Source organism: Puniceicoccus vermicola (assembly GCF_014230055.1).
Lineage (GTDB): Bacteria > Verrucomicrobiota > Verrucomicrobiia > Opitutales > Puniceicoccaceae > Puniceicoccus > Puniceicoccus vermicola.
In genome coordinates this window covers 21,057-47,716 of record NZ_JACHVA010000040.1, presented here as the reverse complement: position 1 = coordinate 47,716, position 26,660 = coordinate 21,057, and the positions used below count along the sequence as shown (strand labels likewise).

The 26,660-nt window shown below is 54.8% G+C and carries 23 protein-coding genes; 10 read left to right on the top strand and 13 right to left on the bottom strand.

From position 1 onward, the window contains the following. Positions 1 to 50 precede the first annotated feature (50 nt). From H5P30_RS03730 to H5P30_RS03720, 3 genes are all read left to right on the top strand, one after another. Positions 51 to 707 carry a class I SAM-dependent methyltransferase gene (locus tag H5P30_RS03730; RefSeq protein WP_185691618.1) on the top strand — a complete coding sequence of 219 codons (657 nt, stop codon included), beginning with the start codon at positions 51 to 53 and terminating at the stop codon, positions 705 to 707. Beyond that, on the top strand, positions 692 to 1,711 hold the full coding sequence (locus H5P30_RS03725) for an NAD(P)/FAD-dependent oxidoreductase (RefSeq protein WP_185691617.1): 1,020 nt from the start codon (positions 692 to 694) through the stop codon (positions 1,709 to 1,711). Before H5P30_RS03730 ends, H5P30_RS03725 begins: the two co-directional genes overlap by 16 nt. A 152-nt stretch (positions 1,712 to 1,863) precedes the next feature. Then, on the top strand, positions 1,864 to 3,402 hold the full coding sequence (locus tag H5P30_RS03720; RefSeq protein ID WP_185691616.1) for a sensor histidine kinase: 1,539 nt from the start codon (positions 1,864 to 1,866) through the stop codon (positions 3,400 to 3,402). 43 nt (positions 3,403 to 3,445) lie between these two features. Here the strand turns inward: H5P30_RS03720 and lptE are convergent, their stop codons facing one another. From lptE to H5P30_RS03685, 7 genes are all read right to left on the bottom strand, one after another. Further along, entirely contained in the window at positions 3,446 to 3,967 is a 522-nt protein-coding gene (lptE, locus tag H5P30_RS03715) for an LPS assembly lipoprotein LptE (protein WP_185691615.1), read from the bottom strand. Positions 3,968 to 4,025: 58 nt separating this feature from the next. Continuing rightward, positions 4,026 to 5,099 carry an outer membrane protein assembly factor BamD gene (gene bamD, locus H5P30_RS03710; protein WP_185691614.1) on the bottom strand — a complete coding sequence of 358 codons (1,074 nt, stop codon included), beginning with the start codon at positions 5,097 to 5,099 and terminating at the stop codon, positions 4,026 to 4,028. After that, positions 5,099 to 6,112 (bottom strand): beta-ketoacyl-ACP synthase III, encoded by a 1,014-nt coding sequence (locus H5P30_RS03705; RefSeq protein ID WP_185691613.1) that lies wholly within the window; start codon positions 6,110 to 6,112, stop codon positions 5,099 to 5,101. Before H5P30_RS03705 ends, bamD begins: the two co-directional genes overlap by 1 nt. Positions 6,113 to 6,136: 24 nt before the next feature. Further along, complete coding sequence (gene plsX, locus H5P30_RS03700) at positions 6,137 to 7,240, bottom strand: phosphate acyltransferase PlsX (protein ID WP_185691612.1); 1,104 nt, start codon at positions 7,238 to 7,240, stop codon at positions 6,137 to 6,139. Between the two features lie 37 nt (positions 7,241 to 7,277). Continuing rightward, positions 7,278 to 7,457 (bottom strand): 50S ribosomal protein L32, encoded by a 180-nt coding sequence (gene rpmF / locus H5P30_RS03695; protein ID WP_185691611.1) that lies wholly within the window; start codon positions 7,455 to 7,457, stop codon positions 7,278 to 7,280. Positions 7,458 to 7,524: 67 nt separating this feature from the next. Further along, positions 7,525 to 8,376: a sirohydrochlorin chelatase gene (locus tag H5P30_RS03690; RefSeq protein WP_185691610.1), complete on the bottom strand. Its 852-nt coding sequence runs from the start codon at positions 8,374 to 8,376 to the stop codon at positions 7,525 to 7,527. Then, on the bottom strand, positions 8,373 to 9,197 hold the full coding sequence (locus H5P30_RS03685; RefSeq protein ID WP_185691609.1) for a YfgM family protein: 825 nt from the start codon (positions 9,195 to 9,197) through the stop codon (positions 8,373 to 8,375). Before H5P30_RS03685 ends, H5P30_RS03690 begins: the two co-directional genes overlap by 4 nt. 319 nt (positions 9,198 to 9,516) lie before the next feature. Between H5P30_RS03685 and H5P30_RS03680 the strand changes: the two genes are divergently transcribed. The 3 genes from H5P30_RS03680 to ligA are packed head-to-tail and all read left to right on the top strand — an operon-like array spanning position 9,517 to position 14,190. Continuing rightward, positions 9,517 to 10,290: an MBL fold metallo-hydrolase gene (locus H5P30_RS03680; RefSeq protein WP_185691608.1), complete on the top strand. Its 774-nt coding sequence runs from the start codon at positions 9,517 to 9,519 to the stop codon at positions 10,288 to 10,290. Positions 10,291 to 10,350: 60 nt separating this feature from the next. Beyond that, positions 10,351 to 12,174, top strand: coding sequence for a cation:proton antiporter domain-containing protein (locus H5P30_RS03675; RefSeq protein ID WP_185691607.1), 1,824 nt, complete (start codon positions 10,351 to 10,353; stop codon positions 12,172 to 12,174). Between the two features lie 3 nt (positions 12,175 to 12,177). Next, the gene (gene ligA, locus H5P30_RS03670; RefSeq protein WP_185691606.1) at positions 12,178 to 14,190 is read left to right on the top strand and encodes an NAD-dependent DNA ligase LigA; all 2,013 of its coding nucleotides are present in this window, start codon (positions 12,178 to 12,180) and stop codon (positions 14,188 to 14,190) included. Between the two features lie 63 nt (positions 14,191 to 14,253). Here the strand turns inward: ligA and H5P30_RS03665 are convergent, their stop codons facing one another. From H5P30_RS03665 to H5P30_RS03645, 5 genes are read right to left on the bottom strand one after another with little or no spacing between them, the layout of a single operon-like run. Continuing rightward, positions 14,254 to 14,982 carry a DUF502 domain-containing protein gene (locus tag H5P30_RS03665; protein WP_185691605.1) on the bottom strand — a complete coding sequence of 243 codons (729 nt, stop codon included), beginning with the start codon at positions 14,980 to 14,982 and terminating at the stop codon, positions 14,254 to 14,256. A gap of 31 nt (positions 14,983 to 15,013) precedes the next feature. Continuing rightward, positions 15,014 to 15,430, bottom strand: coding sequence for an rRNA maturation RNase YbeY (ybeY, locus tag H5P30_RS03660; RefSeq protein ID WP_185691604.1), 417 nt, complete (start codon positions 15,428 to 15,430; stop codon positions 15,014 to 15,016). A 10-nt stretch (positions 15,431 to 15,440) separates the two neighbouring features. After that, the gene (locus H5P30_RS03655) at positions 15,441 to 17,864 is read right to left on the bottom strand and encodes an HD family phosphohydrolase (protein ID WP_185691603.1); all 2,424 of its coding nucleotides are present in this window, start codon (positions 17,862 to 17,864) and stop codon (positions 15,441 to 15,443) included. 36 nt (positions 17,865 to 17,900) lie between these two features. Continuing rightward, positions 17,901 to 18,887 (bottom strand): PhoH family protein, encoded by a 987-nt coding sequence (locus H5P30_RS03650; protein ID WP_185691602.1) that lies wholly within the window; start codon positions 18,885 to 18,887, stop codon positions 17,901 to 17,903. 7 nt (positions 18,888 to 18,894) lie between these two features. Beyond that, entirely contained in the window at positions 18,895 to 19,401 is a 507-nt protein-coding gene (locus tag H5P30_RS03645; protein WP_221774269.1) for an HIT family protein, read from the bottom strand. Between the two features lie 246 nt (positions 19,402 to 19,647). On the opposite strand from H5P30_RS03645, the gene H5P30_RS03640 reads away from it, so the two are divergent. The 4 genes from H5P30_RS03640 (at position 19,648) to H5P30_RS03625 (ending at position 25,346) form a co-directional block, all read left to right on the top strand. Continuing rightward, positions 19,648 to 20,604: a transposase gene (locus tag H5P30_RS03640; protein WP_185691601.1), complete on the top strand. Its 957-nt coding sequence runs from the start codon at positions 19,648 to 19,650 to the stop codon at positions 20,602 to 20,604. Between the two features lie 95 nt (positions 20,605 to 20,699). Further along, the gene (locus H5P30_RS03635) at positions 20,700 to 21,758 is read left to right on the top strand and encodes an exosortase/archaeosortase family protein (protein WP_185691600.1); all 1,059 of its coding nucleotides are present in this window, start codon (positions 20,700 to 20,702) and stop codon (positions 21,756 to 21,758) included. Then, entirely contained in the window at positions 21,755 to 23,215 is a 1,461-nt protein-coding gene (gene glgA / locus H5P30_RS03630; protein WP_221774268.1) for a glycogen synthase GlgA, read from the top strand. The genes H5P30_RS03635 and glgA overlap by 4 nt, the downstream gene beginning before the upstream one ends. Positions 23,216 to 23,522: 307 nt before the next feature. Next, a complete protein-coding gene (locus tag H5P30_RS03625; protein ID WP_185691599.1) occupies positions 23,523 to 25,346 on the top strand; it encodes a hypothetical protein in 1,824 nt (607 codons plus the stop codon). Between the two features lie 45 nt (positions 25,347 to 25,391). Here the strand turns inward: H5P30_RS03625 and H5P30_RS03620 are convergent, their stop codons facing one another. Further along, positions 25,392 to 26,483, bottom strand: coding sequence for a glycoside hydrolase family 3 protein (locus H5P30_RS03620; protein ID WP_185691598.1), 1,092 nt, complete (start codon positions 26,481 to 26,483; stop codon positions 25,392 to 25,394). Positions 26,484 to 26,660: the final 177 nt, after the last annotated feature.

Genomic DNA, 26,660 nt, shown 5'->3' with positions numbered 1-26,660 from the left:
AGGGCTTCCCGGTCTTGCTCTGTCGAAAGTTCATGGCATCCTACCGGGTTATGCAGTCACGAGTAGTTCGGCCGGAGATTTTAGACACCTTGGAGCCCGATGATCCGGGGGCTGTGGCCAACCGCCGGGACTTGCGCTTTTTGAATCGGTTCATGGGGAACTGGGCCTGGATCGCCCGGCAAGTCCGCAAATATTATCAACCGGGTCGGAAAATCGTGGAGATCGGGGCCGGGGAGGGCGATCTGGGGCGGTATCTGTTCGAGAAGATCCCGGAGTTGCAGGAGAGAGATTACACCGGGCTCGATTTGTGGCAGCGTCCGCCCGATTGGCCCGAAGCAGGCTTGTGGCGGCAGGAGGATCTTCTGACCGCTTCTTGGAATCCGGGGCCGGATCTACTGGTCTCGAATCTATTGCTGCATCAGTTCGAGGATGGAGATCTCAAAGCTCTGGGAGAGAAGATGGCCCACCTCCCGGTTTGGATCATCAACGAGCCTCTGCGGGTCGGCTGGGCGGTTTGGGGTTTGGCGGCCATGAGGCCCTTTGGCCTGCATCCGGTCTCCTGGCACGACGGACGGGTGAGCATCGGGGCGGGTTTTCGCGGTCGGGAGATTGCCGATCTTTTGGGCGCGGACCGAAATGGGCGTAAATGTAAGATCGTCTCGGATATCCGGGGAGCTTATCGCATGGTCTCATGGCTCGAGAATTGACGATTGTTGGAGGCGGTCTGGCAGGCCTTTCGCTGGGTGTAGCTCTCTCCGACCGTGGAATCCCGGTTACGGTCTGGGAGGCGGGGGAAATACCGCGTCACCGGGTTTGTGGGGAATTTATCTGCGGCGTTCGCCCGGAGACTCTACAGAATTTGCGGGTAGCCGATGATCTGGAGGATGTTCTTCTTCACCATCGCGCCACTTGGCTGGGCAAAAAGGGTGAAATCCTGTTCTCGGGAGAGCTTCCGCGTCCGGCGTTGGGGATTTCCCGGTACGCGCTCGATCATCGCCTCGTAGAGCGAGTTCGGGCGAACGGAGGGGAGGTCATTCTCGGTCAACGTTGGCGGGGAAATCCCAATGAGGAAGGGGTCGTGTTGGCCTCTGGGAGGATTGCGGAACGAACCTCTTGGATGGGGTTCAAGCTTCACATCGCGGGCGATCTCCCGCGGGAGCTGACTCTGTTTTTCGGGGATTATGGTTACGTGGGTCTTTGTCCCGTCGAGGGAGGATATTGGAATCTTTGCGGGCTTTTTCGCAAACGCCCTGAGGTGCGGGGTGGGAAGGAGGAAATCTTGGAAGCCTACGCATCGGCCTCGGGGATGGAGCCGGTAGTCGATTTGTTGAAGAAATGCAGGATCGAGCCGGGTAGTGCGGCTGGCGTGGCTGGCGTTGCGTTTGGACTCAAACCTCCACCAAAGGGCGAAGTGCGCTTGGGTGACGCTTGGGGAGTCATTCCTCCATTTACGGGTAATGGGATGTCGATCGCGTTCGAGTCGGCCGAGTTGGCACTGACTCCGTTGGAGAAGTGGGCGAATGGACGGCTGGAGTGGGAGGGGGCCAGGGATGATATCGTTCGGTCCCATTGCAGGCATTTGCGAACGCGCTTCCGAGTGGCAAATTCTCTCCATCCGTTCCTTCTGCGTCCGGCAGGGGTGCGGTTTCTTTCGATTCTTGCCCGGACTAAAATTCTTCCATTCAGACCTTTGTTTGCGCTGACTCACTGATCCAATAGTATGCGTCGGTAGCAGAACGTAAAAAAGGGTCGGGATGCGGAGCTTTTCGCTTCCAGAGATTGCCTTTCTTGGTCGCTTGGTTATGCCTAAGGTTCTGGACAGGGATCTCCTCGCTCCAATTTAGCCCCTAGTCAATTACTTGTATGAAGATCTGGAAGAAGATCACTCTTGGATTCGTTTTAGTGACGGGGGTTATGATGATCGTAGACTTCAATGCCCTGAGGCAGAATTTTATCACGATCCAGCAAATTGACGATCTTGAGCTTTCCAACCGGGCGGAATTGATTGAGTCCCACCGGGTCGCTTACACGCAGCAGCGAATAAGCTCAAATGTTCGCGAGTTGCTACTCGAATGGGCTCTGGGGGGGCGGTCGGACGAAATTGAACTCGCGAAACAGAAGATTGGAGTGGCGAGGGTGGAAATGGAGGAGGCGCTCGGGAAATTGAATCGGGCAACGTATTTAGGGACAGGGCGAGATGGCTTTGACGAGCTGGAACAACAAGAGATCGAAAAACTCAATACGATGATGAGTCGGGTTCCGGAGTTCTTTTCTTCTCTCGATAAAGTGCTGGCACTGCAGGAGGAGGGTAAATTCGAGGAGGCTGAGGAGGTCTTCGAAGACGTCTTGGAGCCAAGTTCCCGATATATCCAAGAGCGTATAGCCGAAATTGCGGAACTTGCGAAAGAGGAAATCGAATGGGCGATTCGCCAATTGAACATTCGGGTCCGGCGAACGATTCGACTGGGGATCTATCTTTCGGTTCTGAGTTTTATCTTCGCCATTGGTCTTGGATTATTGATTTCCCGTTCGATCTCAAAACCTCTGATGAAACTCGTGCGCAGTGCCGACGAGATTGGTCGAGGAAATTTAGATACGTTCGTTGATTTGAACACGAAGGGAGAGCTGCAGATACTCGCGGGATCGTTCAATCAAATGGCTTACGACTTGAAACAGAAGGTTGATGCGATTGAGCAGGTAAACGAGGAATTGCTCGAATCCAATGAAACCAAGGATAAGTTCTTTTCAATTATCGCTCATGATCTAAAGAATCCCTTCAACGCGATTTTGGGATACTCCTACATCCTCTCGGAATCATATGGAGAGTTTGGAGATGAGGAACGGAAGGAGATGATTGAAGAGATTGATCGCTCGTCCCGTATCACTTACGAGTTATTGGAAAATCTCTTGAATTGGGCTCGTTCTCAAAGCAACAAAATCGAGATCAAGCCAGTGATGCTGGATGTCTCCGATATCGCGGAGAAGTCGATCGAGTCGCATCGCGCGACGGCTAAAGGCAAGCGGATCGATGTTTTGAATAAGGTCCCCAAGGGTCTGATGCTTGAGGTCGACCGCGAGACTTTCACGGTGATCCTGAACAACGTTCTCAGCAATTCGATCAAGTTTACACCGGAAGGCGGCGAAGTGATAATTTCGGCAGAAAAGAGGGCAGGGGAGGTCGTTGTCTCCATCCGGGACAGTGGAGTAGGAATGAGTGAGGAGGCGATCTCTCGTCTGTTCCTGCGCGAAGGTAGCATCTCTACTCTAGGCACTGACCAAGAGAATGGAACCGGATTGGGTCTTGTACTCGTGAAGGACTTTGTCGAACGGAACCGCGGGCGACTCGAAGTGAAAAGCCAGCAGGGCGAGGGCAGCGAGTTCTTCTTGTTTTTCCCAGGATAGCATTGGCCGCAGGGAAGTTTTGCCCCGGGGCTCGCCCACTCGTTTAGGGGCGCTGTAATTCCAATTCCAGGACGACGCGCCGAGCCAGATCGCTAACCATTGCGGGTTTGCTTTGATCAACCGGATTGGGAAAGGCGGTGGATGGGGAGGAGTAGACTGCCGAATTCGCAGTCAGTGGCATGTCCTCAATGAGAACAGTCTCGTCGATGTCCGTCTCGGTCAGGGTGAGCTGAGCAGAAACGGAAATGCGTGCGGAAATGGGCTGACCCGTGTCGCTCTTCAGGTAACCAATGGGTTGCTCTTCGTAGTCAAGGAGCCGGATGTAAGCTACCATGTCCGCTTCCTCTGGAGTCGGGACAAGTTTGAGGAGACGGCTGGAAAGAATCTGACGGCGGAGCTCGGATTGGAAGAGTGGGGCCACTCCAGAAATATAGGCCTCATTTTGAATCGGCTCGAGGTAGAGGGACGCCGTTTCGGAATTGGGCAAGCTCCCTTTTTGATATCCCGCACAGCCAGCGATCAAAGCGGCGAAGAGGAAAAAGGGAATCTGGAGGATTTTTATCATTCGGGATTCGGATAAATCTTCAATCTTACCCGTGAGTGAAAACGTTGGATCCTCCAGGTCAGTTGAGGATGCTGTCGTTCTCAGCCTCTTCCAGGTCGATGGCACGCCACCGTTCGACGAAGAAGTCATTCACCGCGCTGGGAATGTCGTTGCTCTTCAGCTTTACCTTAAACCGTGGCGGTTTCTTTCCCGATTCCATTCGTTCCAGGCGTTGACGGGCAATGTCCGCAGCTTCCGTTTCGGGAGCGACCGTAATTGTCTCGTTGTAGAAAACGGCTGCAGCTTCCTCCTCATGACGGTTTACGTAGTAGAACTCCGCGATGATGAGTTTGCTCTGCGCGTAGATTTCGCTGACTCGCTGGAGCCCTTTCTCGGCCTCGTCCACATATTGGCTGCGGGGGAAAAGAATCAGAAAGTCCTGGTAGTAATTGATGGCCTCAAGGGTTGAGCCCTGATCGTATTCAGGCCCTTGGATGAGGCTGGCGAAAACCTGCGCCATCGCGAAGTAGGCATCGGGCGTCAGCAAGCTTCTGGGGTAGAGGGTGATCAAGCGGTCCAGCGCGTCGATAGCGAGCTCCTCATCGCTCTTTTGCTGGGCGATGAGTGCGATGTTCATGAGAGACAGGGGGGCGTAGTCACTGTAAGGCGAGTTCTTGATGATCACCTCGAAATACTCCATGGCTGTGTCGTAGTGATTCGAGCCGAAAATACCGAGAACCTTTCCGGATTCGCCGCTGTTCATGAAGCTCGAGGCGATGATGAATTGGTTGGAGATGACGGCGTCGAATCGCTCATACCCCGGATAGCGGTTGACGATCTTCTGGAAGTTCTTGAATGCCTCACTCAGATTCCGCTGCTTCATCTGGATTTCGCCTGCGAGGAACAGGGCGTCAGCAGCCACGGGTGTGTTCGAGTAATCGAGGAGAATCGTCCGGAGAGACTTCAGGGCTGTCTTCGGCTTGTTCTTGTCCCGGGCGTCGAGCGCGGCGGTGTATAGTTGGTCGGCGGCGTCGAGTTGCTGGATCGTCGGCACCGAATAGTCGACATTCTTATCGCTTCGGAACCAATCGAGGAAACCGAAGGAAGCCGTCGGCAGGAAAATTATGAGAAGAAGCGTTGGGAGAAATTTCATCACTTGGGCGAATTCCATTTCATGAGAGTCGAGCCCCAGGTCAGGCCTGCGCCGAATGCGATCATGAGGACATATTCTCCATCGGCGATTTTTCCACCCCGAATGGCCTCATCGAGTGCTAGGGGCACCGAAGCGGCTGAAGTATTGCCGTAGTTGTGGACGTTGTTCGGGAAAATATCGAGTGGCAGCTTCATGTGAGAGGCCACGCTCTCAATGATCCGGATGTTGGCCTGGTGGGGAATCACGCAACCCACATCTTTCAACTCAACCCCACATTCTTCAAGAATGTCGTGGGAAGCCTTTACCATCGCGCGGACGGCGAGTTTAAAGACTTCGCGTCCGTTCATCTTGAGGTAGTGCTGCCGGTTCTTGATCGAGTCCATGGAGGCAGGAATGCTCGAACCTCCGGCTGGCATGTGGATCATATGGGCGCAGTTGCCGTCGGCCCCCAGTTGGACACCGAGGAGTTCTCCTCCGCCACGATTTTCTTCGCGGCTGAGAACCACAGCTCCGGCTCCATCCCCAAAAAGCACGCAGGTCGAGCGATCTTCCCAGTCAATGATCGAGCTGAGCTTTTCCGCTCCGACGAGGAGCACGTTGCGATAGCGCGGATTGGCGGAGAGGATCCCGCGTGCGGTCTCGAGGCCATACATGAATCCCGAGCAGGCAGCGTCTACGTCGAAAGACGGGACCTTTCCCAGGCCTAGCTTGTTCTGGACCAAACACCCAGTTGAGGGGAAAAGCATATCCGGCGTGAGGGTTGCGATGATTAACGCATCGACCTCATCGGGCCCGATTCCGGCCATCTCCATCGCCTTTTCGCAGGCCCTGGCTGCCATGTCGCTCGTCGATTCATTCTCGGCGGCGATTCGGCGCTCGCGAATCCCGGTGCGGGTTACGATCCATTCGTCGTTGGTATCAACGATTTTCGAGATATCCTCGTTGGTAAGAATCTTTTCCGGCGCGTACGAGCCGGTTCCGCGCACATAAATAGAAGGACCGTGATGGGACATAAGTGGTCAAGAGTGGTTGTTTTTTTAAGAGGAGGCCATCTCTTTTTCAGGTCCATTCGTTGAATTATCTTCGCTGATCCGTTCGAGGACTTGAGTGGCTTTCTCAATGTCTTCCCGAATGTGCTCGGTCATATCGTATTTCAAAGCGTTCGCGGCGATCTTGAGGGCCCCGGCGATCGATTCGCTGTCGGAAGAACCGTGGGCTTTGAGGACCGGAGCTTTCAGGCCGAGGAGGGGAGCCCCTCCATATTGCGCGGGATCGAGCTGATGCTTGATCTCCTTGAAAGCGCCCATCGACAGAAATGCGCCGGTTTTGCGGAGCCAATTCGCCGAAAGTTCGTCTTTTAAATACCCACTGAGCATTTTAAAGAGCGATTCGCATACCTTGAGAACGATGTTGCCGGTAAATCCGTCGCAGACAACGACATCAACATGGTTCTGAAAAACTTGGAAACCTTCGATCAGGCCGGTGTATTCAATGACCGAATCGAGCTGTTTGAGGCGCTCGTGAGACTCGTGAATGCGAGCACTGCCTTTGCCTTCCTCAGTGCCGATGGTGAGGAGACCTACGCGAGGGCGCTCTTTGCCAATGGCCACCTTGGCGTAATTCGAGCCCAGAATCGCATTCTGGCACATCTGCAGGGCCGTTGGTTCGGGGTTGGCACCGGCATCCAAGAGGATGAATTTGCTCTCCCGGGTCGGGATGATCGTCCCCAGAGCTGGGCGTTCTACGCCGGGAAGGGGGCGGATGCGGAGCGTGCCGCCAGCCATGAGGCTGCCGGTGTTTCCACAGCTGAGAAGGGCCGATGCACGGCCGTCTCTTACGAGGTGCAGAGCCTGCACCATTGAGGAATCGGGTTTGCGGCGGATGCCCATCAAGGGCTTTTCGTCCATCCCGATCACCTCGGAAGCATGATGGACTTCAATTCGCTTCTCCCCTGAAATGCCCGCCTTGCGGAGGGCAGGGAAGAGGATTGACTCGTCGCCGACGAGGATGAGCTCGTCAAAATTAGTGTCGAACTCGGGATCTTTTAGGGCCAAAGCTACGCCTTGAGCGAACGCATCCGGTCCGCGATCGCCTCCCATAGCATCGATGGCTATGGACCGGCTTGTCGCTGCCCCAAACATAGTAATCGAACCAGCCCGTTAGGCGGAGCGATCTCTCTTAGACCTCTAGGTCGATGACTTGACGGCCGCGGTACATCCCATTGGAAGGATTTACGCGATGAGGCATGTAGGCGCTGCCATCCGTCGAATCTTTTGCGAGGAGAGGTGCCTCAAAACGGTTTGCGCCGCGACGTTTGCGACTTCTTTGCTTAGAGTGTTTGCGCTTTGGTTGTCCCATGGTCGTTCAATAAATAAAGTTCTTTGTCTGGAAAAACGGTGGAGTAAGGCGAGAAATGACGCCCTTGTCAACCATTCCCTAAGGCCCCAATGACCCTTTTTGCCAGCGCCTCCAAGAGGATTGGGTGGTCGCCGAGAAGTTCAGTGGTGCGAATCTCGAGAGAGGGGGATTCCTCGATCGCCTCCTCGCAAATTTCCGCGACATCACCTCCATGCCCGGCATGGCGTCCGGGTAGGAGGAAAAACATGAGAAGGATCAGGGGTCGCTGGCTTAGATGGGGGCGTCGGAGAACTTCTTCCAAAAGGGGGTCGGTGAAGGCGTATTCGTCCCCGTCGCGCCGCTCCATCGAGGCCGGAATGACCGTGTGAACTTCATCGTGGAGAAATGCCTGCACCTGGCCGGCGACAAAATTGCGGACCTGGGCCGCACCCGGATAGGGGCTGCCATGGTCGACGAGGACGACCGTAGGCTTTTGGGTGTCGCTGGGGCGGATTTGTTCGCGAACTCGGACAGTGCCCGCCCGCGCGAGAATTTCCTGTTCGGCCCCATCCTCTTCGAAAAGATAGGGGAGGAGTTCGACGCTAAGTTGTGGCCGTTCCTCACGGGTTTCGGCGATCGCTTGCTCGACCAAGCGGACGATCGCTCCGCGGTTCGCGAGAAAAAAGGGAATAATGAAAACCGGACGTTCCTCTGGCAGGGAAGGATCGAGGAGGGTCTCCTTGAGCCGCCGGGCGGGAGTGCCCCCGAGCTCTTCGGCTGGAATCCGATGGCAGTGCGCCAGGGAGGCGGGCATCACGGTCTGACCCGTGCGGTTGGAAAGGTCCTCGGCCGCTGCTCGTAGGGCCAACGCGGAGGCTGGACGGATCGATCCGTTGTCCGTCAGGAGAAAGAGGGGAGCTTTGGCTCCGCCCGCAATCATTCTGCCGGGGAAGTGGGCTCGGCCGATTCAGTTTCCGGCGTGGAGGCGGTGTCGGAGTCCGTCGTGCTTTCCACAACCTCTACCGCAGCTTCCGTTTCGGCGGTCGCTTCGGGAGTGGACGCGGTTTCTGCGCTTTCCTCGGAGGTAACCTCGATTACTGGAAGAGGGGTGCGGTCTTCATAGTAGCCAAGTTTGGCGGTCCACTGACCAATCTGGTCAATCTCGGCGAGTTTGGAAGACCATTGCGAAAAGCTGTCATAGTCGCCGGATTCCAGGGAGAGGAGGCTGAGGAAATACATGGCTTCCGCGCGGGATGCCGGGAAGGATTTCTCATCATTTGCGAGGGCAGAGAGGATTTTTTGTGCTTCCTCGTTGTTGCCCATCTCTGACTGAGTAACGGCAATGCCGAGTCGGGCTTTCCCGGAGAGGGGATTGCCTTTCAAAGATTCTGCTGCGATCTTGTAGTTCGCAAGAGCTTGGTCCCATTCTTGGTTCTCAAATGCGGTGTTGGCGGTCTGCAGAGCTGCAACTCCCCCAAGCGGATACCCGGCATTCTCTTGAGCAAAACTCTCGAGGCTCTCGGAGCTAACTGCTTCATTGAAGGCAATCTGGATCGATTGCTCCTGGGATTGGCGATAAATGCGGAAGCCGAAAACTGCTGCGGTGCCGACGATGACGATCACAGCCCCGGCAATCAGCGATTTACCGTTCTTCTGCCACCAGTCGTGAAGCGGATCGTCAAAAGCTCCGTCCGGATGATGTTCCCCGGGAGGGTTCATCGGCGAGTGCTTTGGGGTGGATGTCGGTTCAGATTCTTTCATGCGCAATAATTGGATCGACCTTTGAGTCAAAGACAAGGCGAGAGCCGAGGTCAAGTAGGGGAAAAAATATCTCTTAACCCAATTGTGCAACTCAGAACCGGCGAGAGCCGCGCTTGGGCGAATTTTCTATCGGTCCTATCTACAATAGGAGCTTCGATTTTCCGGACGAGGCGGGTCGGTCGGAATCCCGATTGAGAGCTGAGGTCGAACAGTTGACGCGCAGTCTTCGCCTTAGGGTTCTTTGTCGGGGAGGAGAATTAGAAAGGGATGATCGAATCCTCTCGTCAATCCTTGCCAGAGGTCTTTACAAATCCGTTCTATGGAACTGGTTTTTCTCGGAACAGGAACTTCACAGGGGGTTCCCATGATTGCGCAGCCGGAGGGGCTTTGTGACCTTGAGAACCGCCGGAACTGGCGGACGCGTTCCTCAATTCATGTCCGGATGGGAGAAACGCGGGTTCAGGTGGATGCCGGGCAGGAGTTTCGCCTGCAGTGTATCGAGAACGAGATTCCGGGGATCGACTATTTCATTCTGACCCATGGGCACGCCGACCATATTCTGGGAATGGATGATTTGCGGCGATACTGTGATATGCGCGATGGGGAGGCTTTGCCGGTCTACGGAACGGAAGAGGGTCTGGACCGGGTTCGGACGATTTTTCCGTACGCGGTCCGCGAGAAGGCAGTGGTGAAGGGATACCCCGCCTTTTCGCTGACGGAGATGCCCAAGGTTCTGGAAATCCCGGATGGGAAAATTTATTCGTCACCACTCCCTCACGGAGCCATTGAGGTCCTGGGATTGATTTTTGAGAGGGGGGGACGCCGAATCGCCTATTTTACGGATTGCTCTGAAGTTCCGGAGGAAGCCCGTGATCTGGCGAATGGGGCGGAGGTCGTTATTCTGGATGGTCTGCGGCAGCGACCACATCCTTCGCACATGACGATTGAGAAGGCTGTGGAGACCGCTGATATTATCGGAGGGAAGCGGACGTTTCTGACCCACATGACCTGCACGGTGGATTACGAACAGGTGGGGGCGGATCTGCCGGAAGGGGTCGAGTTGGCCTATGACGGTTTGCGGCTCGAGGTTTAGTCTCATTGATCTTGCTACAGGGCTTGCAATTTTCGGGAAAGCGGAAAGGCTCCTCTTCCTGTGGATAAAGAGATCCTGATCGGCCTGACCTGGGTCATTTTTCTTGGCACTTTCGCACAGTGGTGTGGGTGGCGTTTTCAGATTCCTTCGATTCTTCTGTTGCTCACGTTTGGCCTAGTCGCCGGACCAGGGATAGGGTTGCTGGATCCCGATGCGCTTTTTGGGGATTTAGTCTTCCCCGTCGCCTCGATTGCGGTGGCCGTCATTCTTTTTGAGGGAGGGCTGTCTCTCAACCTCAAGGAGTTTCGAGAGAGTGGAACGATTATCCTCCGGCTGATATCGATCGGGGGGCTTCTGACTTGGCTTCTGTCGACGTTTTTTGCCTGGCTCCTTCTGGGGCTCTCTTTGGAGATCTCCCTTCTATTGGGAGCTCTTTTGGTCATCACCGGGCCGACGGTCATCGGGCCGATGCTACGGCAAATTCGCCCTCGAGGGCGTGTGAGCCATGTCGTGAAGTGGGAGGGGATCCTGAACGATCCGGTCGGGGCAATCCTCTCGGTGTTGATTCTCGAAACGGTTCTTCACGGCGGGCTGGATTCGGCCACGAGTACTTTTGTCTCGGGGATTCTGGTGACTCTCGGCGTGGGGATCGTCGGCGCCATTGTTGGTGCCTTTGTGCTCATCTTTGCCATGCGGCACCGCTGGCTGCCGGACTATCTTCATATTCCGGTGACGCTGACCGTGGTCATCGCCTTGAATTCGGTCTCTAACCTTTTTCAGGAAGAAGCGGGATTGGTCTCGGTCACCTTGCTGGGGATCATTTTGGCGAATCAGCGAACTTTTCCCATCAAACACATCATCGAGTTTAAGGAGAATCTTCAGATTCTTCTCATCTCCGGGCTCTTCATTGTCCTCGGTGCCCGAGTCGAGCCGGATACTCTCTTTCAGGTCGGTTGGTCGAGTTTGCTCTTCCTTCTCGCCTCGATTCTCATCGTCCGACCGTTGTCGGTGGTGGCTTCGACGGTCGGAACGAAGTTGATCTGGAAGGAACGCTTTTTCCTGATGCTCATGGCTCCGCGTGGGATCGTGGTCACCGCCTTGGCTTCGGTTTTTGCGTTCCGATTGAGTCAGACAGGAGACCCGGATGGCGAACGTCTCTTCGCCGAGGTTCTTTTCGTGATTCTTGGAACGGTGCTGTTCTACGGAATCGCTGCCTCTGTCTATGCCCGCAAGGTGCAGATCGGCTCTTCGAATCCGCAGGGGCTCATTCTCGTCGGAGCCCATCCATGGGCTCGGATGATTGCCGTGGCCTTGAAGAGGAATGGCATCCATGTGGCCCTGATTGATTCGAACGGGAGCCACACGGAATCGGCCATTAACATCGGACTGGAAGCGCACCAGGGCAACATTCACTCCTCAGAATTTATGGAGGAGATCGATTTCTCGGAGATTGGGAGAGGCCTAGCCGTAACCGGAAATGCGGAGATTAATGCATTTGCCGAGTTGGCTCTCGGGAAACATCTCGGGAAGACCCACGTCTATCACTTGGCAACCGGAGAGAATTCGGAGAAGGCGAGGGGCGGATCGGCCGAGCGCCAACAGAATGTCCTCTTCGACTCCAAGGCGACTTTCGATCTCATCGAAAAAGAGTTTTATTCCGGAGCCGTCGTGCGGGAAATCCATCTCAAGGAAGATTGGGATCCCGAAAAGGCTGCCAGCTTCGACGGTTTTATTCTGCCTCTCTTCGTGATCGGAGAGAATGGGCAGCTGCGGATTTTCTCCTCCCGGAGCACCTTTGTTCCAAAGGCTGGGGGGAAGATTCTGGCCCTGCACCGGAGTAACGACAAAACCCGTAAATTCGAACCTACCCAAGTTACCGAGTAAGAGATGACCACCGATTCCGGCGAAGCCCAATCACGAATCGAGGAGCTGCGGGAGCGTATCCGCGAGCTTGATGAAAAATACTACCGCGAGGCCGAGCCGGAAGTTTCCGACCGCGAATATGATCGCCTCAAAGAGGAATTAGTCGGTCTCGAAGAAGACCTCCTCGGAGAGGTTCCTGAAGATTCTCCCAGCCAACAGGTTGGCGATGACCGCCAGGAAGGATTCGACAGCTATCGCCATCGCGAGCCGATGTTGAGCCTCGACAACACTTACAATCAGGAGGACCTGTATGCTTTTGACCAGCGACTGCGCAAACGGTTTGAAGCGGAGTCCCTGACTTATACGGTGGATCCGAAGATTGACGGGCTTGCGATTAGCTTGACCTATGAAAAGGGTCGTCTCGTCCGCGCGGTGACTCGGGGGAACGGTACCGAGGGCGATGTGGTCACGGCCAACGCCATGACAATCGAGTCTCTCCCACGGGAGTTGAAAACCGATCATCCTCCGGAGGTGATCGAGTTGCGGGGCGAGGTCTATCTGACAAACGACGAGTTTCTGCGCATCAATGAGGAGCGTGAGAAGAACGGCGAAGCCCTTTACGCCAACCCGAGGAATTTGGCGGCTGGCACCATCAAGTTGCTCGACAGCCGCCTAGTCGCCAAGCGGAAGTTGGCCGTCGTGGTTTATGGAGTGGGCTATTGCGAACCGCATTTCCTGGAAAGCCAAAGTCAGTTGCAGGATCATTTGCTCGAGTGGGGACTTCCGGTAGTCGAACGCTATTGGAAAGTCGAAGGGATTGAAGAGGTCTGGAAATCGATTGAGGAACTCGACCAGATGCGGGTCGAATTCTCGTATCCGACGGATGGGGCGGTGGTAAAACTCAATCAGCGCTCTCTCCAGAGAGAGGCTGGGCGCACCGCCAAGGCCCCCCGCTGGTCGATCGCCTACAAGTTTGAAACGGAAAAAGCGGAGACCACTCTGCGGAAGATCGGTCTCCAAGTGGGCCGGACCGGAGCGGTGACTCCGGTTGCCCATCTGGATCCGGTCGAGCTTGCGGGGACGACCGTCGCCCGCGCGACTCTTCACAATGAGGATGAAATCCGCCGCAAGGACATCCGGGAAGGTGATCGGGTTCTCGTTGAGAAAGCTGGCGAGATTATCCCGCAGGTGATTTCCGTAGATTTGGAAAATCGTCCGGAAGATTCCCAACCCTTTGAGTTTCCCAAAATCTGTCCGGCCTGCGGCACTGAGTTGAAAAGGCTCCCGGAAGAGGCCGTTTGGCGCTGCCCCAATGCGGCTGGCTGCGGTCCACAGGTGCGTCGCCGAATCGAGCACTTTGGGTCGCGAGCCTGTATGGATATCGAGAACCTCGGTAAGGCGGTGGTCGATCAATTGGTTTCCCGGGATCTCGTTCACAATATCGCCGACCTTTACCGTTTGAAGGTTGAGGACCTGATCGAACTGGAAAAGTTCGCGCAGAAGTCCTCCGAGAATCTAGTCAACGCCATCGATCGGAGTCGGGAGACGGAGGTCTGGCGACTCTTGCATGGCCTGGGAATCCCTAATGTCGGAGCGGGGATGGCGAAGGATTTGATTCGTCGCTTTCACAGTATTGATGCTCTCATGACAGCTGATGAGGAAACGCTGGAAGCTGTCGATGGGGTTGGTAGTATCCTCACCGCAAGTATCCGCACCTTTTTTGCCGAGCCGAAAAACCAGCATCTTGTCGACGAACTCCGCGACCTTGGGTTGCGATTTGCCGAAGAGATCGAAGAAGAGGATGCGGGCGAGAAACCTTTGGAAGGGAAGACGTTTGTCCTCACGGGGACCCTGCCGACTTTTACGCGTGACGAGGCCACCGCCTGGATCGAGGCGAGGGGAGGCCGAGTGACCTCTTCGGTCAGTAAGAAGACCGATTACGTTCTCGCCGGAGAGGAAGCCGGGTCGAAATTAGCGAAAGCCGAGAAACTCGGCGTCGCTGTCATCGATGAAGAGGGTCTGAAAGCTCTGGGTTGAGAACGGGGGGGCAGGTTTCCTGCTGCTGTCTGAATGGCGGGTGCCGCGTCTTCGGATCTAGGCTTAGGAAGAAGCGTCCTTGCTCGATGGGGACTCTTCGGCGTCCCCATCAGAGTCCTCGATCGGATGGGGGCTGTCGGCGTTGATCGCTAATTTTTCTTCTTCGGTCTGGGGACTGTATTCGGGCGAGACTGCTCCTCCTGAAATAATAACTTTCATTCCCTCGGCGACAGTCATCTTCAGGGGAATGATATCGGCGGTGGGAATCATCAGGAGAAACCCGCTAGTAGGATTCGGGGTGGTCGGGACAAATATGTTGGAGAGATGCTGGCCTGTTTTGGCTTGGACTTCTCCTTTCGTCTCGCTGGTGCGAAAGCCGAGAACCCACGAGTTTTCGCGGGGATATTCGACAAGAACGACTTCGTGGAAGACGGCCCTCTGCTGTTGGCTGAAGGTGTCGACGATCTGCTTGACCGTGCGGTAGACCGAATTGACGAAGGGCAGGCGATCGAGAATCTTCTCGACCATCGAGATGAGAAGCCGTCCCAACACGTATCGGGAGAAGAAACCCAGCCCGATGATGAAGATTATGAGAACAAAGAGGGAGAGAATGTTGAGGACGGTATTGAGCAGTGTGACGCTCCGAATGTTGTCGCCAACATACCAAAAAAAGATACCGCTCGCCGGAACTCCTATCTTAACGATGATGAAATTAACGACGATGTACGTTACTCCGAGAGGGAGGAGTAAAATGACGCCAGTTAGAAATGCGTTGCGGAGGTTCCGTAACATGTTCTGAACAATCCGCCTCTATTTCAGAGAGTCAATCTGACAGAGAACATTCTGGTGGCTCACGATCTGCGAGAAGGAAGGCGAGGGCCTCCTTTTCACCGCGGCGCATCTCCACTCGATCTTCTTCGCGCTTGTCATCATATCCGGCTAAGTGAAGCCAGCCATGTGCCAAATACAGGAGAATCTCGTGGGAAAGACTCACATCATGATCTTTGTAGACGGCTTCCGCCTGCTCTACGCCAACACAAATTTCCCCGGCTTCTCCAAAGGAGGTATCTCCGGGGAAGGTGATGACATCGGTCGGAGTCGCATCGCCGAGAAATGTTCCGTGGAGTTCGCCCATTTCCTCATTGCCGAGAAAAACAACCGAGAGATCCCCATCGGGGACGGCAAAACGGGCGTCCGAGTCGAGCTTTCGCAAGCACTCCTCGACTCCGGCTTCGTCCACGGTCAAGCGGTCACACCTGCTGATTATCTGTATCTCCCTTGTCATTTTCTTCGGGTGGTGTGGATTTGGGTTCGGCTTCTTTGCCTTCCTTGCCTCTCTTTTCCTTTTCTTTGTCCTTCTCGTCGGAAGGATAGGCGATGCGGGTGTGCAAGCTATTCAAGAGGGTGCGGGTGAAGCTCTGCTTGATGATGGCAACCTGTTGGAGGGTCAATGGACATTCGTCGAGTTGGCCGTCTTCGATCCGGCTTTGGAAGATGCGGTCCAGTAACTCGCCGACGCTCTGGGCATTGACCTTCTGGAGAGAACGGCTTGCTGCTTCAATCGAGTCCGCGAAAAGAATGATCGCGCTCTCGACGAAGTCCGGCTTCGGACCATCGTAGCGGTAAGTGTTTTCCTCGACGGTTTCGGCGCTGATGTCGGAGAAGAGGGGAAGCTGACTACGTTCGCGACGGTTGATCGCCTCCCGGTAAAAATACTGGATGAGGCTTGTTCCATGGTGCTGGCGAATGACATCGACGAAAACCTTCGGCAGCTTGTATTTGCGAGCCAGCTCGACTCCCTCTTTGACGTGACGCTTGATGATGACCGCGCTCATCGAAGGCTTTTGCTCAATGAGGGGATTGCGGCCAGAGCGTTGGTTTTCCGTAAAATACTCAGGTTTGACGATCTTGCCGATGTCGTGGAAAAGGGCGCAGGCGCGGCAGGCGAGGGGGTTGGCCCCGATTTCGGCCGCAGCATTCTCGGAGAGGTTGGCCACCATCAAACTGTGGTGATAGGAGCCGGGGGCTTCGACCTGCATCCGCCGCAGAAGGGGGTGGTTGAAGTCTGTGTATTCGAGGAGAGTAATATCGGTGGTATAGTTGAACAACCGCTCGAGAAGGGGGAGGAAGCCGAGGATGACAACCCCTGTGATTGAGGAGGAAATCAAGGCCGCGGCGATTTGCCGACCGATCTGGGCCAGGTCGGAATCGAGCAGGGCACCGTGGAGGAGGATAAAGCCCGAAAGAGTCACTCCAGCGAGGAAGGAGGCCCGGACGACGTTCGTACGCAGGCGAATGTTATGACAGAGGAAGATCCCGACCAGAGAGGAGATCATCCCCGCCAGAAAGAGGAAGCTGGCCTCGCCTAGCATGATGGCGAAGATCGCCGAAATGATAAAGGCGGTGAGGGCTCCCAATATTGGGCCGAGGAGGATACCTGCGGTAATCGGACCAAACGCCAGAGGGGCGACGTAGGGCAGGACTCCTATAATGCGATGATCCCCGCGGAAAAGATCAGAGTTCCCCAGATAGAGGGAGAATCGGAAGATGAGAAGGTTGACCAGAATCAGTAAGGCCACCGTCCCCAGCCGGCGTGGGTCGTTGGCGAGCCGAGGGAATCCGAGCTGAAGGAGAAGCACTGAGGTCAGCAGGACCATCAAGGTGAGGAGAGTCCGTTGCTGAAATGTCGGATCGAGGAAGAAACGGTTTGCCGCGCGGGTGCTTTGCTCCTGCCGGTATTGGACAAGCTTTTCGTAGGCGAGGGCCGAGACCGTTACTCCGGGTTCGATAATGGTGGTTCCTTCGCGGATCTCTACCCGGACGGGATTGACCTTTACGGCTGCTTCATCGCGTCGGGTGCGGGTTTGCTCGGCATCGAATTCCAGATTGGGCTGCACCCCGATGCTGAGAATCTCGTAGAGGGAGTTGAAGACGGTATCGCTGACATCCATGTTGGCCAGCTCGTTGCGGAGAGATACTCTCGCGTCGTAGGGCCTCTGGATTTCCACGCGTGCGATTTCGTCATCTTCGGTTTGCACGGGGATGACATTGAAGGATCCGATTCCGGAAAAATTGGGATCATCCTCATCAATAATCCCATTCCGGTAGATGCTGCCGAGCACGTCGATTGCGTCTTGGATCAGCCGATTCCTTTGGGCTGGGGAGGTTTCATTCAGGAAAACTGCAGTCTGTTCGACCGGAAGTTCCATCCCCCGCTCGTCCGAGAATTCACGGACGAAGGCACGGATGGCCTCCATGCGGTTCACCCCTTCAAGGTCTTGGAGGTTGGTCTCGAACTCGGCGAAATCGAACTCGAGGGCGTTCAGAGCCCGGGAGAATTCCTCGAAAGGAGCGATGTCGACCTCGTAAAAAGGGGGGATCCGTTCCCGGGCGAGCGCGACCTGACGTTGGGTCAGTACATCGCTCTCAAAGGAAAAGGAGAAATCGGCGACGACCCGGTCACGAGCGACCTGATCGCGGGCGATTTGCGGGTCGCTTTGGGTTAGACCCGCGAAGGCAATGAGCACGATCAGACCCGTAAACCCGATAAAACCGAGGAACCAGTAGATTGCGACCTTGAGGGGTATGGAGCGGTTCTCGTTCGGCCCGAGTCCCCGCCGCCGTTGCAGAGGCGATGGATTCCGGTCTTTCCTGAATTTTCGGAAAATTCCCATGGAGTTCTGGTTGGATTCGGGTCCCGAAACGGGAGATTAGACAAACGTAACTGCCTGGGATTCACCATTGCCCTTTTCATAGGCTTGGATGATCCGTTGGACCAGTGGGTGACGAACGACGTCAACGCCGTCGAATTCGAAAATAGAAACTCCCTTTACATGCGAGAGGATCTGGATGGCCTGCTTCAGACCGGATTTTTTGCTGCGGGGAAGGTCAACTTGAGTAATATCCCCGGTGATGATCATCTTCGAGTCGTCACCCAAGCGGGTGAGGAACATCATCATCTGTTCTGGAGTGGTGTTTTGGGCTTCGTCCAGGATGACAAAAGACCGGGAAAGCGTCCGCCCGCGCATGTAGGCGAGAGGGGCGATCTCGATCTGTTGGCGCTCCATCATCCGTTGAGTCTCTTCAACCCCGACCATGTCATAGAGGGCGTCATAAAGAGGGCGAAGATAGGGAAGGATTTTCTCCTGCAGGTCGCCGGGTAGAAAGCCGAGAGCCTCCCCCGCTTCGACAGCAGGTCGGGTGAAGACCAATTTTTCAGCCTCGCCCTTTTGGAATGCATCGAGTGCCGCCGCCATTGCCAAATAGGTCTTCCCTGTTCCGGCCGGACCGATCCCGAAGGAAACGTCGTGGTTGCGGATGCGGTTCAGGTACTGCTTCTGGTGGACGGTTTTCGGGACAATACTCTTGCGCTTCAGCTGGATGATGAGCGGATTTTCGAACAGATCGCGCATCTCAGCTCCCTCACCGTCGGCAACGGCACCCAGCATCTTTTCAAAGTCATTGTTCCGAATCTTGAGGCCTTGGGCACGGGCAAGACGGAGAATTTCGAAAAATTCTTTCGCCATGTGCACGTTGGCCTCGGATCCCTCGATCTTCAACCAGTCGTCCCGGGTGATGAGGGTAACCCCGAGCGCCTTTTCGGCTTCGGTAAGATGCCCCTCCTTTCCGCAATAGAGCTGGCTGAGCAGGCGAGGGGAGTCGAATTCGAGAGTCTGGCTGTAGGCGTGAGTTTCCACGATAGAGTTAATCTTCGATTTGTGGGACAAACTGGTGAAGCCGCTCCCACATGGCGGCCATAGCTTCAGGAAGAACGCGAGTGCCAGCAATTACCGGCATAAAATTAGTATCCCCCGACCACCGAGGAACAATATGGCAGTGCAGATGCCCGGGAATACCCGCACCCGCGGAAGCTCCCAGATTGTAGCCAATGTTAAAAGCATCCGGCTGCAGAGCCAGCCGAAGAAGTTTCTTCCCCTTCAAGACGGTCTGGCAAAGGTCGCCATACTCCTCGTCCTCCAAATCCTCAAGGTCACCGACCTCCCGATAAGGAATGCAGAGCAAATGGCCCGCATTGTAGGGGAACTTGTTCATGACGATGAAACTCTTCGACCCCTTGTAAAGCAGCAGGGCCTCCTTCGGATTTTCAGAATGAGGAATCGAGAGAAATGGGTTTGCCCGTTTCGCCCCTGTTTCCGAAGGCTCCTTGATGTAGGGCATACGCCAGTGAGCGTGCAGGTATTCGTGCGGCATGCTCGAAAATTCAGCAGAATTTCAGTTCTTTGTCTTTCGACTCTGTTTCGCGAAAAGCCTTCATGTTCGATTAGGAGATTGAAAGGAAGGACGTCAGGCTTCAATGCGAAAAGCAGCAGGGCTTTGCTCTTAAAGTAGCTCAGGCTCTGAACCTTGTTTTTTCCTTACAACCCACGGGAGGCTTTATTCTATATAACCGTTCTATTAGTGTTGACTAATATGATTAATCCGCAATGATACGAATGCATGGGCAGGCGTAGGTGTCGTATTTCGGATCAATTGGCGTATTACCATCTGATGAGTCGGACGGTGAATGGGGAGGCTCTCTTTGGCGACCGGGAGAGGGAGGTTTTGCGGAAAATGATCTGGCAGGTGGCTGAGTTTTCCGGGGTTCGGGTGGTTACTTATGCGGTGATGAAGAACCATTTCCATATTTTGGTGGAGGTGCCACCAGCAGGGACAGAGGTTTCAGATGCGGAGTTGGTTCGTCGGTATCGGAAGCTTTATCCTAAGCCTACTCCCTGGAATCCAATGCCTGCGGAGGTTTTGGAGGGGCATTTGAAGGATAACTTTCTTGATGGAAGGGAGTTGCGTAAGGAGCTTACCCGCCGGATGCATGATGTTTCGGAGTTTATGCGGACTCTGAAGCTTCGGTATACGCTTTGGTTTAACCGCTCACGGGATCGGTTTGGTCCGCTTTGGTCGGCACGTTTTAAGAGTGTGCTGGTGGAAGGGGATCGTTGGGCTTTGCGGACGGTGGCGGCCTATATTGACCTGAACGCGGTTCGGGCCGGGCTGGTTTCGGATCCTAAGGATTATCGGTTTTGCGGTTATGCGGAGGCGCTTGGTGGAGGGCGATTGGCTCGAGCTGGGCTCTCAATGGTGGATAAGGACCTGGCTGGGTATCGGCAGACTTTGTATGGGTCTGGCGGTGGTGAGAAAGAAGGGAAAGCGTCTATTTCTCACGAGGAAGCGGTGCGGGTATTGCAGGAGGAGAAGGGTAAGTTGCCTCTTTCTGTAGTTTTGCGGTGCCGGGTGCGGTATTTTTCGGATGGGATGGTGCTGGGATCGGAGGACTTTGTGAACAAGTTCTTGGAAAACGAACCGGATGGGAAGCGGGCGCGAAGACCTCACCCGTTGCGGGGGAGCGACTGGAAGGGGCTCGCCGTGGGGACGGGACTGCGAAAGGGATTGTTTGGGTGAATTCTGATTTCCGTTGAGCGGGAATTGTCGATTCTGCCGATCTGGTCTTGTCTTCGGAGAGTTTTACCAAAAGTTTGTAGGCTTCTCTCTCTTCTATGGTTTCCTCAACCCCTAGCAAGCCGGCCGAAACCGGGTTTCCCTCCTATATCCGTTATACTGGCTTTCTCCTGATTGCGATGGCAGGCTATTTGGTCTTCGACCAGCAAAAGTGGTGGGCGAATCGAGAGGATTATAGTTTTGGGTTCATTGTCCCATTTTTCGTGGGGTATGTGGTTTATGAGCGGTGGGCTCAGATTAAGGCATTCCTGCAGGAAAGGAAATGGAATGGCGAGGTGGTTCCGGTCTTGCCGCGTTCGCAGTCACTGGGCACCGGACTGCTTGTTGCTCTCGCTTGGTGCGGGGCACTGGGTGGATTGGGCCTTTTCCTCTTAGGAGGATTCCTACAGGCGATTGCGAATAATCCTCTCTTGCCCGGTGGACAGGCGCTTGCTTACGGATTTGCCGCCACCTGTATTTCAATGGCTTTTATTGGAGCTGGGTGGGCTCCGGTAGGCGAAGGAACTACGGTTCCTGCACGCTATCGGTTTCTTTTCACGGGTTTGTTTGTCTTCCCTGCCTTGATTTGGATTCTTTCAATTCCGCTTTTGGATTTTGCCGAGACGAAGGTAAGCCTGTTTCTGCTCAATAAGGTTACTGTTATTGTTTTCAACGTCTTCGATATTCTAGGAATTCCGCTTCAGCGGGAGGGCAATACTCTTATCCTAGAAAAGGGACGGGTAGGAGTGGAAGACGCCTGCTCGGGGATCCGCTCTCTGACGGCCTGCCTCTTTGCCGGATCATTTCTGGCTGCGGTGTTTCTCAATCGTTGGTGGAAGAAAATTCTCCTCGTCGTTTGCGCGATGATCTTCGCCTTTATCATGAATATCGTGCGCAGTCTCTTCCTCACCAGTTGGGCTCATGTTTATGGCTCTGATGCGATTGCCGGAAAGGTTCATGATATCACGGGCTACGCGGTTCTCGGTTTTACCTGTGTCGGCTTGTTTCTGCTCTTACCCCTGTTCAATTTTCGCCTCAAGCTTGAGGAAACCTCTTACTCGGATGAGGATTCATCGGGAGAAGAAGAAGATCAAGGGTCAGAGAAGAAGGAAGAATGAAGATATTGATGGTTGCACCCGAAGTCGCTCCCTTCGTCAAAGAAGGTGGGTTGGCTGATGTAGTCGGGGCATTGCCCAAAGCGCTGGCGGCGGCCGGACACGATGTTCGGATTGTTTGTCCCCGCCACGGAAGTCTCACGATCGAGGAAAATTGGGCGCGGCGTCCCGAAATTCTCTACGTTCCGACGGGAGATGGTACGCAGTTCGCTTCGCTTTGGGAGACTGAGATCAATCATGGGGCGAAGGTTCCTCTCTATTTTATTGAGTATGGGGAGTACTTCTCCCGCGGGGAAATATATCATGGTCCTTGGGGGGCTCATGGTGATAATGACCGTCGGTTTGCTTTCTTTGCGCGGGCCGCATTGGAGACCTGTCACTTGCTCGACTGGATTCCAGATGTGGTCCATTGCCACGATTGGACCACGGGGCTGGTTCCGATCTATTTAAACACTCTCTACAATAGTGGACCGTGGCAGGGGACTTCCTCCGTTTACACGATTCACAACCTCGAGCACCAAGGGAATTTTTCGCCTGAGGTTCTCAATTACACTCAGTTGCCGAGCTGGGTTTATCAAGAAGCAGGGCTCGAATCCTTGGGGCGAATGAATTGGATGAAGGGAGCGATCTATCATGCAAATAAGATCACAACCGTCAGTCCGACTTATTCTTTCGAGATCCGTAGCCCTAGTGGTGGTTTTGGTTTGGATCACGCATTGCGTTTCAAGGGAGCTGACCTGGTCGGGATCTTAAATGGGATCGATCTCGACGCCTGGAATCCGGCGACCGACCCCCAGCTGCCCGAAAACTATTCAGTAGAAAATCTCGCTGGGAAAGATCGTGTGAAGGCCGATTTGCAACGCGAATTTGGTCTTGAGGTGAACCCTCATATACCTCTTTTCGGAGTCGTATCCCGACTTTTTCACCAGAAGGGACTCGATCTGCTTGCCTCTGTGGTGGAGAGAATCGCGGATAGTGGCCGAATGCAATTGGTAGTTCTCGGCTCCGGGGAGCAATGGCAAGAAGACAGTTTCTCGCAAGCCGCTTGGCGTCATCCGAATTGTGTAGGGACCTACATTGGATTCAGCGAAGCACTTGCGCATCGGATTATTGCGGGATCTGATTTCTTTATCATGCCAAGCCGTTTCGAGCCGTGTGGGCTGGGGCAACAGTATGCAATGCGATACGGGACGATTCCGGTTGTTCGCCGAACAGGAGGGTTAGCGGACACGGTCATCCCGGTGGGACAGGAAAATTCGAATGGCTTTCTTTTCGATGATCCGCATCCGCATGACCTTTTAGGAAGGATATTTGAGGCCATCACTCTTTGGGAGCATGCGCCCGATGAAGTTCACCGACTCCGGATCAACGGGATGACCCGAGACGCTTCTTGGGATCGTTCCGCGGCAGAATACTCACAAGTCTACGAATGGGCGGTCGCGGCACGGCGGGGTGGTTGATTTTTTCGGGTGAGGTCGGACCACCGCATCCTGGATTGAAATTCTAGCTGGCCTTTCGGATTAATTCGCGGGATCGATCTCGTAGGTCCTCCCCTTTGGTGATTTGAGGGGAGTCTTGCCCGTTGCAAAATGCAAGGTTCCTGGGATGAGGTTTCTCAATCTACCGGTGAATTTGTATAACGCTGGTAAATTGCTCCGTCTTTAGCGAGGTGTGCTTGAATCAGAGGCCCGGCCGTGAGATCTGTTTCGACCGCAGATTTTTGCTCTTTTTAGGAATTGTTATAGTTTTCATTATTCTTCTTGTTCGATGCCCCACGTCCGTTTCATTGTCCTCGCTGCAGTCCTCTTTTGTTTTGGCCGAGGTCTTCTGGCCTTGGATCCAGAACAGGTTCTTGTGGTCTACAACAGTCAGAATGGGGACAGTCAGGAAGTGGCCGACTACTATGCAGAAGCACGGAAAGGGGTGAAGAAACTAGATCTCAATGACGAGTCTCTCCTGCCGGGAACCATCTCCTACGCCGACTTTATCAGTAAGATCCGAACGCCTATTCGCACCTATTTGAATGGGAATGTCGACGAAAATGGGGACGGTCTGGCGGAGTTGATTTGTGTGATCGTATTGACGAAAGGATTGCCACACCGCATTCAGCAGATTGCCCCGAACAGTCCGAATCTTGGAGATAATCCCGAAGCCTCTTCGACCGCCTACAACAACGGAAATATCACTTATGCTTCCGTCGATTCTGAGCTGACGCTCTTGCAGTTCGACTTGGAAGAGGGGGAGGCCGGCGGCTCCTCGGACTCGCCCGCCGACCGCGCAATTTATAATCCTTATTACCGTGGAACGACGCCATTCGGGAATTTTGATCGGAGCGAAATTGTTTCGGGCGACCGTTATTTCGAACCGGAAGCGGTGGGTTACAATTGGTGGCTTGGAATGATTCAATCGTCGAATCCGGGGCAACCTCAATACGTTCCCTTCGACGCCGGGCATCTTTACCTCACGGCCCGACTTGACGCGGAAACCGTTTCCGACGTAAAAGCGATGATTGATCGAGCTGCATCGGTTGTCATCCGCAAGCAGACTGATGCGATCCTTCTCGATGCGGATTCAAGGACAGTCGACAGTGAGGGAAAGGACGTGCGGCTCCAGTATATATATGACCCCGTGATCGACGATCTTGTGGACGACTATGGCAATGTCGAAAGCCTCTTTGCTGCCGATTGGGATCAGTTGCAGTTCGACCATTCGAATAAGTTCTTTCGTGGTGCAATCGACACCATTTCGTTTTCGGGGACGGAGGTCGTCGTCACTGGACCGGTCGCTCATCTGAATTCTTACGGCGTAAATCACAATGGTGGAGGAGAGAGAAAATACCTGAGCAGCTACGAGGGTCAGTTGATTCCGGGGGCGAGTTTTGCGGCTTACGAAAGCTACGGGGCGGCTGGTCTGGCGGGCGTGACGCTGGCCGTAAATCAAGCCCAAGTAACCGAATGGATCGCGGCTGGCGGAACCTTTGCCACCGGACCGGTGTGGGAACCGTTTAACATTGGCATCTCTCGCAGCGAAGTATTCCTCAATGCCTTTTACGAAGAGGGATTGACCTATGTTGAAGCCGCCTGGTCCTCGATTATGCAGCTTTCCTGGCAAAGTGTGGTGATAGGTGATCCGCTGGCTACGGCGACCATTATCGACGCGGAACCTTATTACCTCTGGGCCTTTGAAAATACGGGGACGACCCCGACGGTTAGTGAAGAGATTGCGGAAGGGGCGGATTATGATGGAGACCAAGTGGGGAACGGAGTGGAGTATGGCTTTGATCTCGACCCGACCGCATATTCGGCCCGTCCGATCGCGGCGCCCTCGCTCACGGCTGGAGGAAATGCGGAGTTTGTTATTGAGATTCCGGATACAGCTCCCAGTGGGGCCACCTATTCGCTGGAAAAGAGCCTGACGTTGGCGGCGGACTCTTGGAGTGTGATTGGTAGCTGGAGTGAATCGGGCGGCGCCTCGGGGTCTGCGAATGTAGTCGCGATGTCGAGCGGTAATGGGACGACAATTACGATCACAGATGCCGAATCAATTGACCCCGGAGAGAAAGCTTTCTATCGACTGTCGGTCGGATTCTGACCGAGGCGTTGATGATCCCGGTGAGGTGGGTGATCCTGCATCCTGCTAGAATTTTTCAACGGGGGAGCATTTGTAGCTTTCGTTGCCCCGTTGCTTGGCCTGTTCGAGGCCGAGGGTGTCGACCCGGAGATTCCAGACCTGCTGGTCGAGGGCTGCATGGGCATCCTCGGAGAACTCGGTCGGGGGTTGGAGACCCTTTTTGAAGTTGGCGATATTTTCCAGCGCCCGGTCGATTTGGTTGCGGTCGGCCTTCTCAAGGTGACGGCCCGCCTCACGTTGTTGTTCGACGCGGTGGCATATCATGAGAAGGTCGTTCCCGGCGCCGAGGGCGTCGTCGAGACTCTCGTTGAGCGTGTGGCTTTTGAGGAGTGCGCCCATGTCGAGATCGTCAGTCATAATGAGCCCCTTGAAGCCCAAGTTTTCTTGGAGCAGATCCCGGATCACCGATTTCGAGAGAGAGGAGGCGAGAGGCTCGGGGTCGTAGCACGGATACCAAGAGTGCCCAATCATCATCGAATCGATTTCTTCCATCATCGCCCGGAAGGGCCGTAGCTCGCAGTCCTCCATCTCCTCAATGGAACGGCGAATCACTGGCAGCTCGTGATGGGGGTCGACCGTGGCCGCGGCGCATCCCGGGAAGTGCTTGGCGCAGCTGGCTATGCCTTCCTCACGCATGGCGGTATTGAAGAGACGGGCGTTGCGGATGACCTCCTCCGGGCTTTTCCCGTAGCAGCGTCCACGGAGGGAGTTGTCGGCCTCGTCATCGAAGGAGATATCGAGGACTGGGCAGAGGTTTAGGTTGAAACCGAAGAGCCTCATCAATTGCCCCGTGAGGCGTCCGTGGGCACGGATGAGTTCAGGGTCTCCCTTTTGACGGAGCTGCTGGGGATTGGGAGGTTCGTGACCGACAGTGCGCAGACGGGAAACACGGCCGCCCTCTTGGTCTGTCGTGATAATGGGCTCAATCTCGCTGAGGTCGCGCAGGTTGTCGATGAGCTTGCGGACCTGATGGGGAGACTCGAGGTTGCGGTTGAAAAGAATAAACCCGCCGGGCTGAATCTTGCGGTAGAGGTTCGCGGTTTCCGGATCGAGTTCTGGACCGGGAATGCCGACGAGAAGGAGTTGCCCTGGATTCATGAAGAGTAGACGTGGGAGAGGACGGTTTTGCGAACGATAGCCATGGAGTCTGCTTGAAGATAATTCGCACGAGACTGGGCATGTTGCAATTTCGATCGAGTCCTTTCGTGATTTTCAACCAATTGCGTCAGGCTGATGGTCCGTCCATTTTCCCTTCCGAGTTTAGGTGGGGCGCGG

Excerpts from the sequence above, each read along its gene's own strand:
- H5P30_RS03690 (WP_185691610.1), bottom strand. The coding sequence starts at position 8,376 with ATGATTGCGGGCGGAGCCAAAGCTCCCCTCTTTCTCCTGACGGACAAC.
- lptE (WP_185691615.1), bottom strand. The coding sequence starts at position 3,967 with ATGATAAAAATCCTCCAGATTCCCTTTTTCCTCTTCGCCGCTTTGATC.
- H5P30_RS03685 (WP_185691609.1), bottom strand. The coding sequence starts at position 9,197 with ATGAAAGAATCTGAACCGACATCCACCCCAAAGCACTCGCCGATGAAC.
- H5P30_RS03625 (WP_185691599.1), top strand. The coding sequence starts at position 23,523 with ATGCCCCACGTCCGTTTCATTGTCCTCGCTGCAGTCCTCTTTTGTTTT.
- bamD (WP_185691614.1), bottom strand. The coding sequence starts at position 5,099 with ATGAAATTTCTCCCAACGCTTCTTCTCATAATTTTCCTGCCGACGGCT.
- H5P30_RS03730 (WP_185691618.1), top strand. The coding sequence starts at position 51 with ATGCAGTCACGAGTAGTTCGGCCGGAGATTTTAGACACCTTGGAGCCC.
- glgA (WP_221774268.1), top strand. The coding sequence starts at position 21,755 with ATGAAGATATTGATGGTTGCACCCGAAGTCGCTCCCTTCGTCAAAGAA.
- H5P30_RS03680 (WP_185691608.1), top strand. The coding sequence starts at position 9,517 with ATGGAACTGGTTTTTCTCGGAACAGGAACTTCACAGGGGGTTCCCATG.
- H5P30_RS03725 (WP_185691617.1), top strand. The coding sequence starts at position 692 with ATGGCTCGAGAATTGACGATTGTTGGAGGCGGTCTGGCAGGCCTTTCG.
- ligA (WP_185691606.1), top strand. The coding sequence starts at position 12,178 with ATGACCACCGATTCCGGCGAAGCCCAATCACGAATCGAGGAGCTGCGG.
- H5P30_RS03640 (WP_185691601.1), top strand. The coding sequence starts at position 19,648 with ATGGGCAGGCGTAGGTGTCGTATTTCGGATCAATTGGCGTATTACCAT.
- H5P30_RS03655 (WP_185691603.1), bottom strand. The coding sequence starts at position 17,864 with ATGGGAATTTTCCGAAAATTCAGGAAAGACCGGAATCCATCGCCTCTG.
- H5P30_RS03665 (WP_185691605.1), bottom strand. The coding sequence starts at position 14,982 with ATGTTACGGAACCTCCGCAACGCATTTCTAACTGGCGTCATTTTACTC.
- H5P30_RS03705 (WP_185691613.1), bottom strand. The coding sequence starts at position 6,112 with ATGTCCCATCACGGTCCTTCTATTTATGTGCGCGGAACCGGCTCGTAC.
- H5P30_RS03620 (WP_185691598.1), bottom strand. The coding sequence starts at position 26,483 with ATGAATCCAGGGCAACTCCTTCTCGTCGGCATTCCCGGTCCAGAACTC.
- rpmF (WP_185691611.1), bottom strand. The coding sequence starts at position 7,457 with ATGGGACAACCAAAGCGCAAACACTCTAAGCAAAGAAGTCGCAAACGT.
- plsX (WP_185691612.1), bottom strand. The coding sequence starts at position 7,240 with ATGTTTGGGGCAGCGACAAGCCGGTCCATAGCCATCGATGCTATGGGA.
- H5P30_RS03635 (WP_185691600.1), top strand. The coding sequence starts at position 20,700 with ATGGTTTCCTCAACCCCTAGCAAGCCGGCCGAAACCGGGTTTCCCTCC.
- H5P30_RS03720 (WP_185691616.1), top strand. The coding sequence starts at position 1,864 with ATGAAGATCTGGAAGAAGATCACTCTTGGATTCGTTTTAGTGACGGGG.
- H5P30_RS03645 (WP_221774269.1), bottom strand. The coding sequence starts at position 19,401 with ATGCCGCACGAATACCTGCACGCTCACTGGCGTATGCCCTACATCAAG.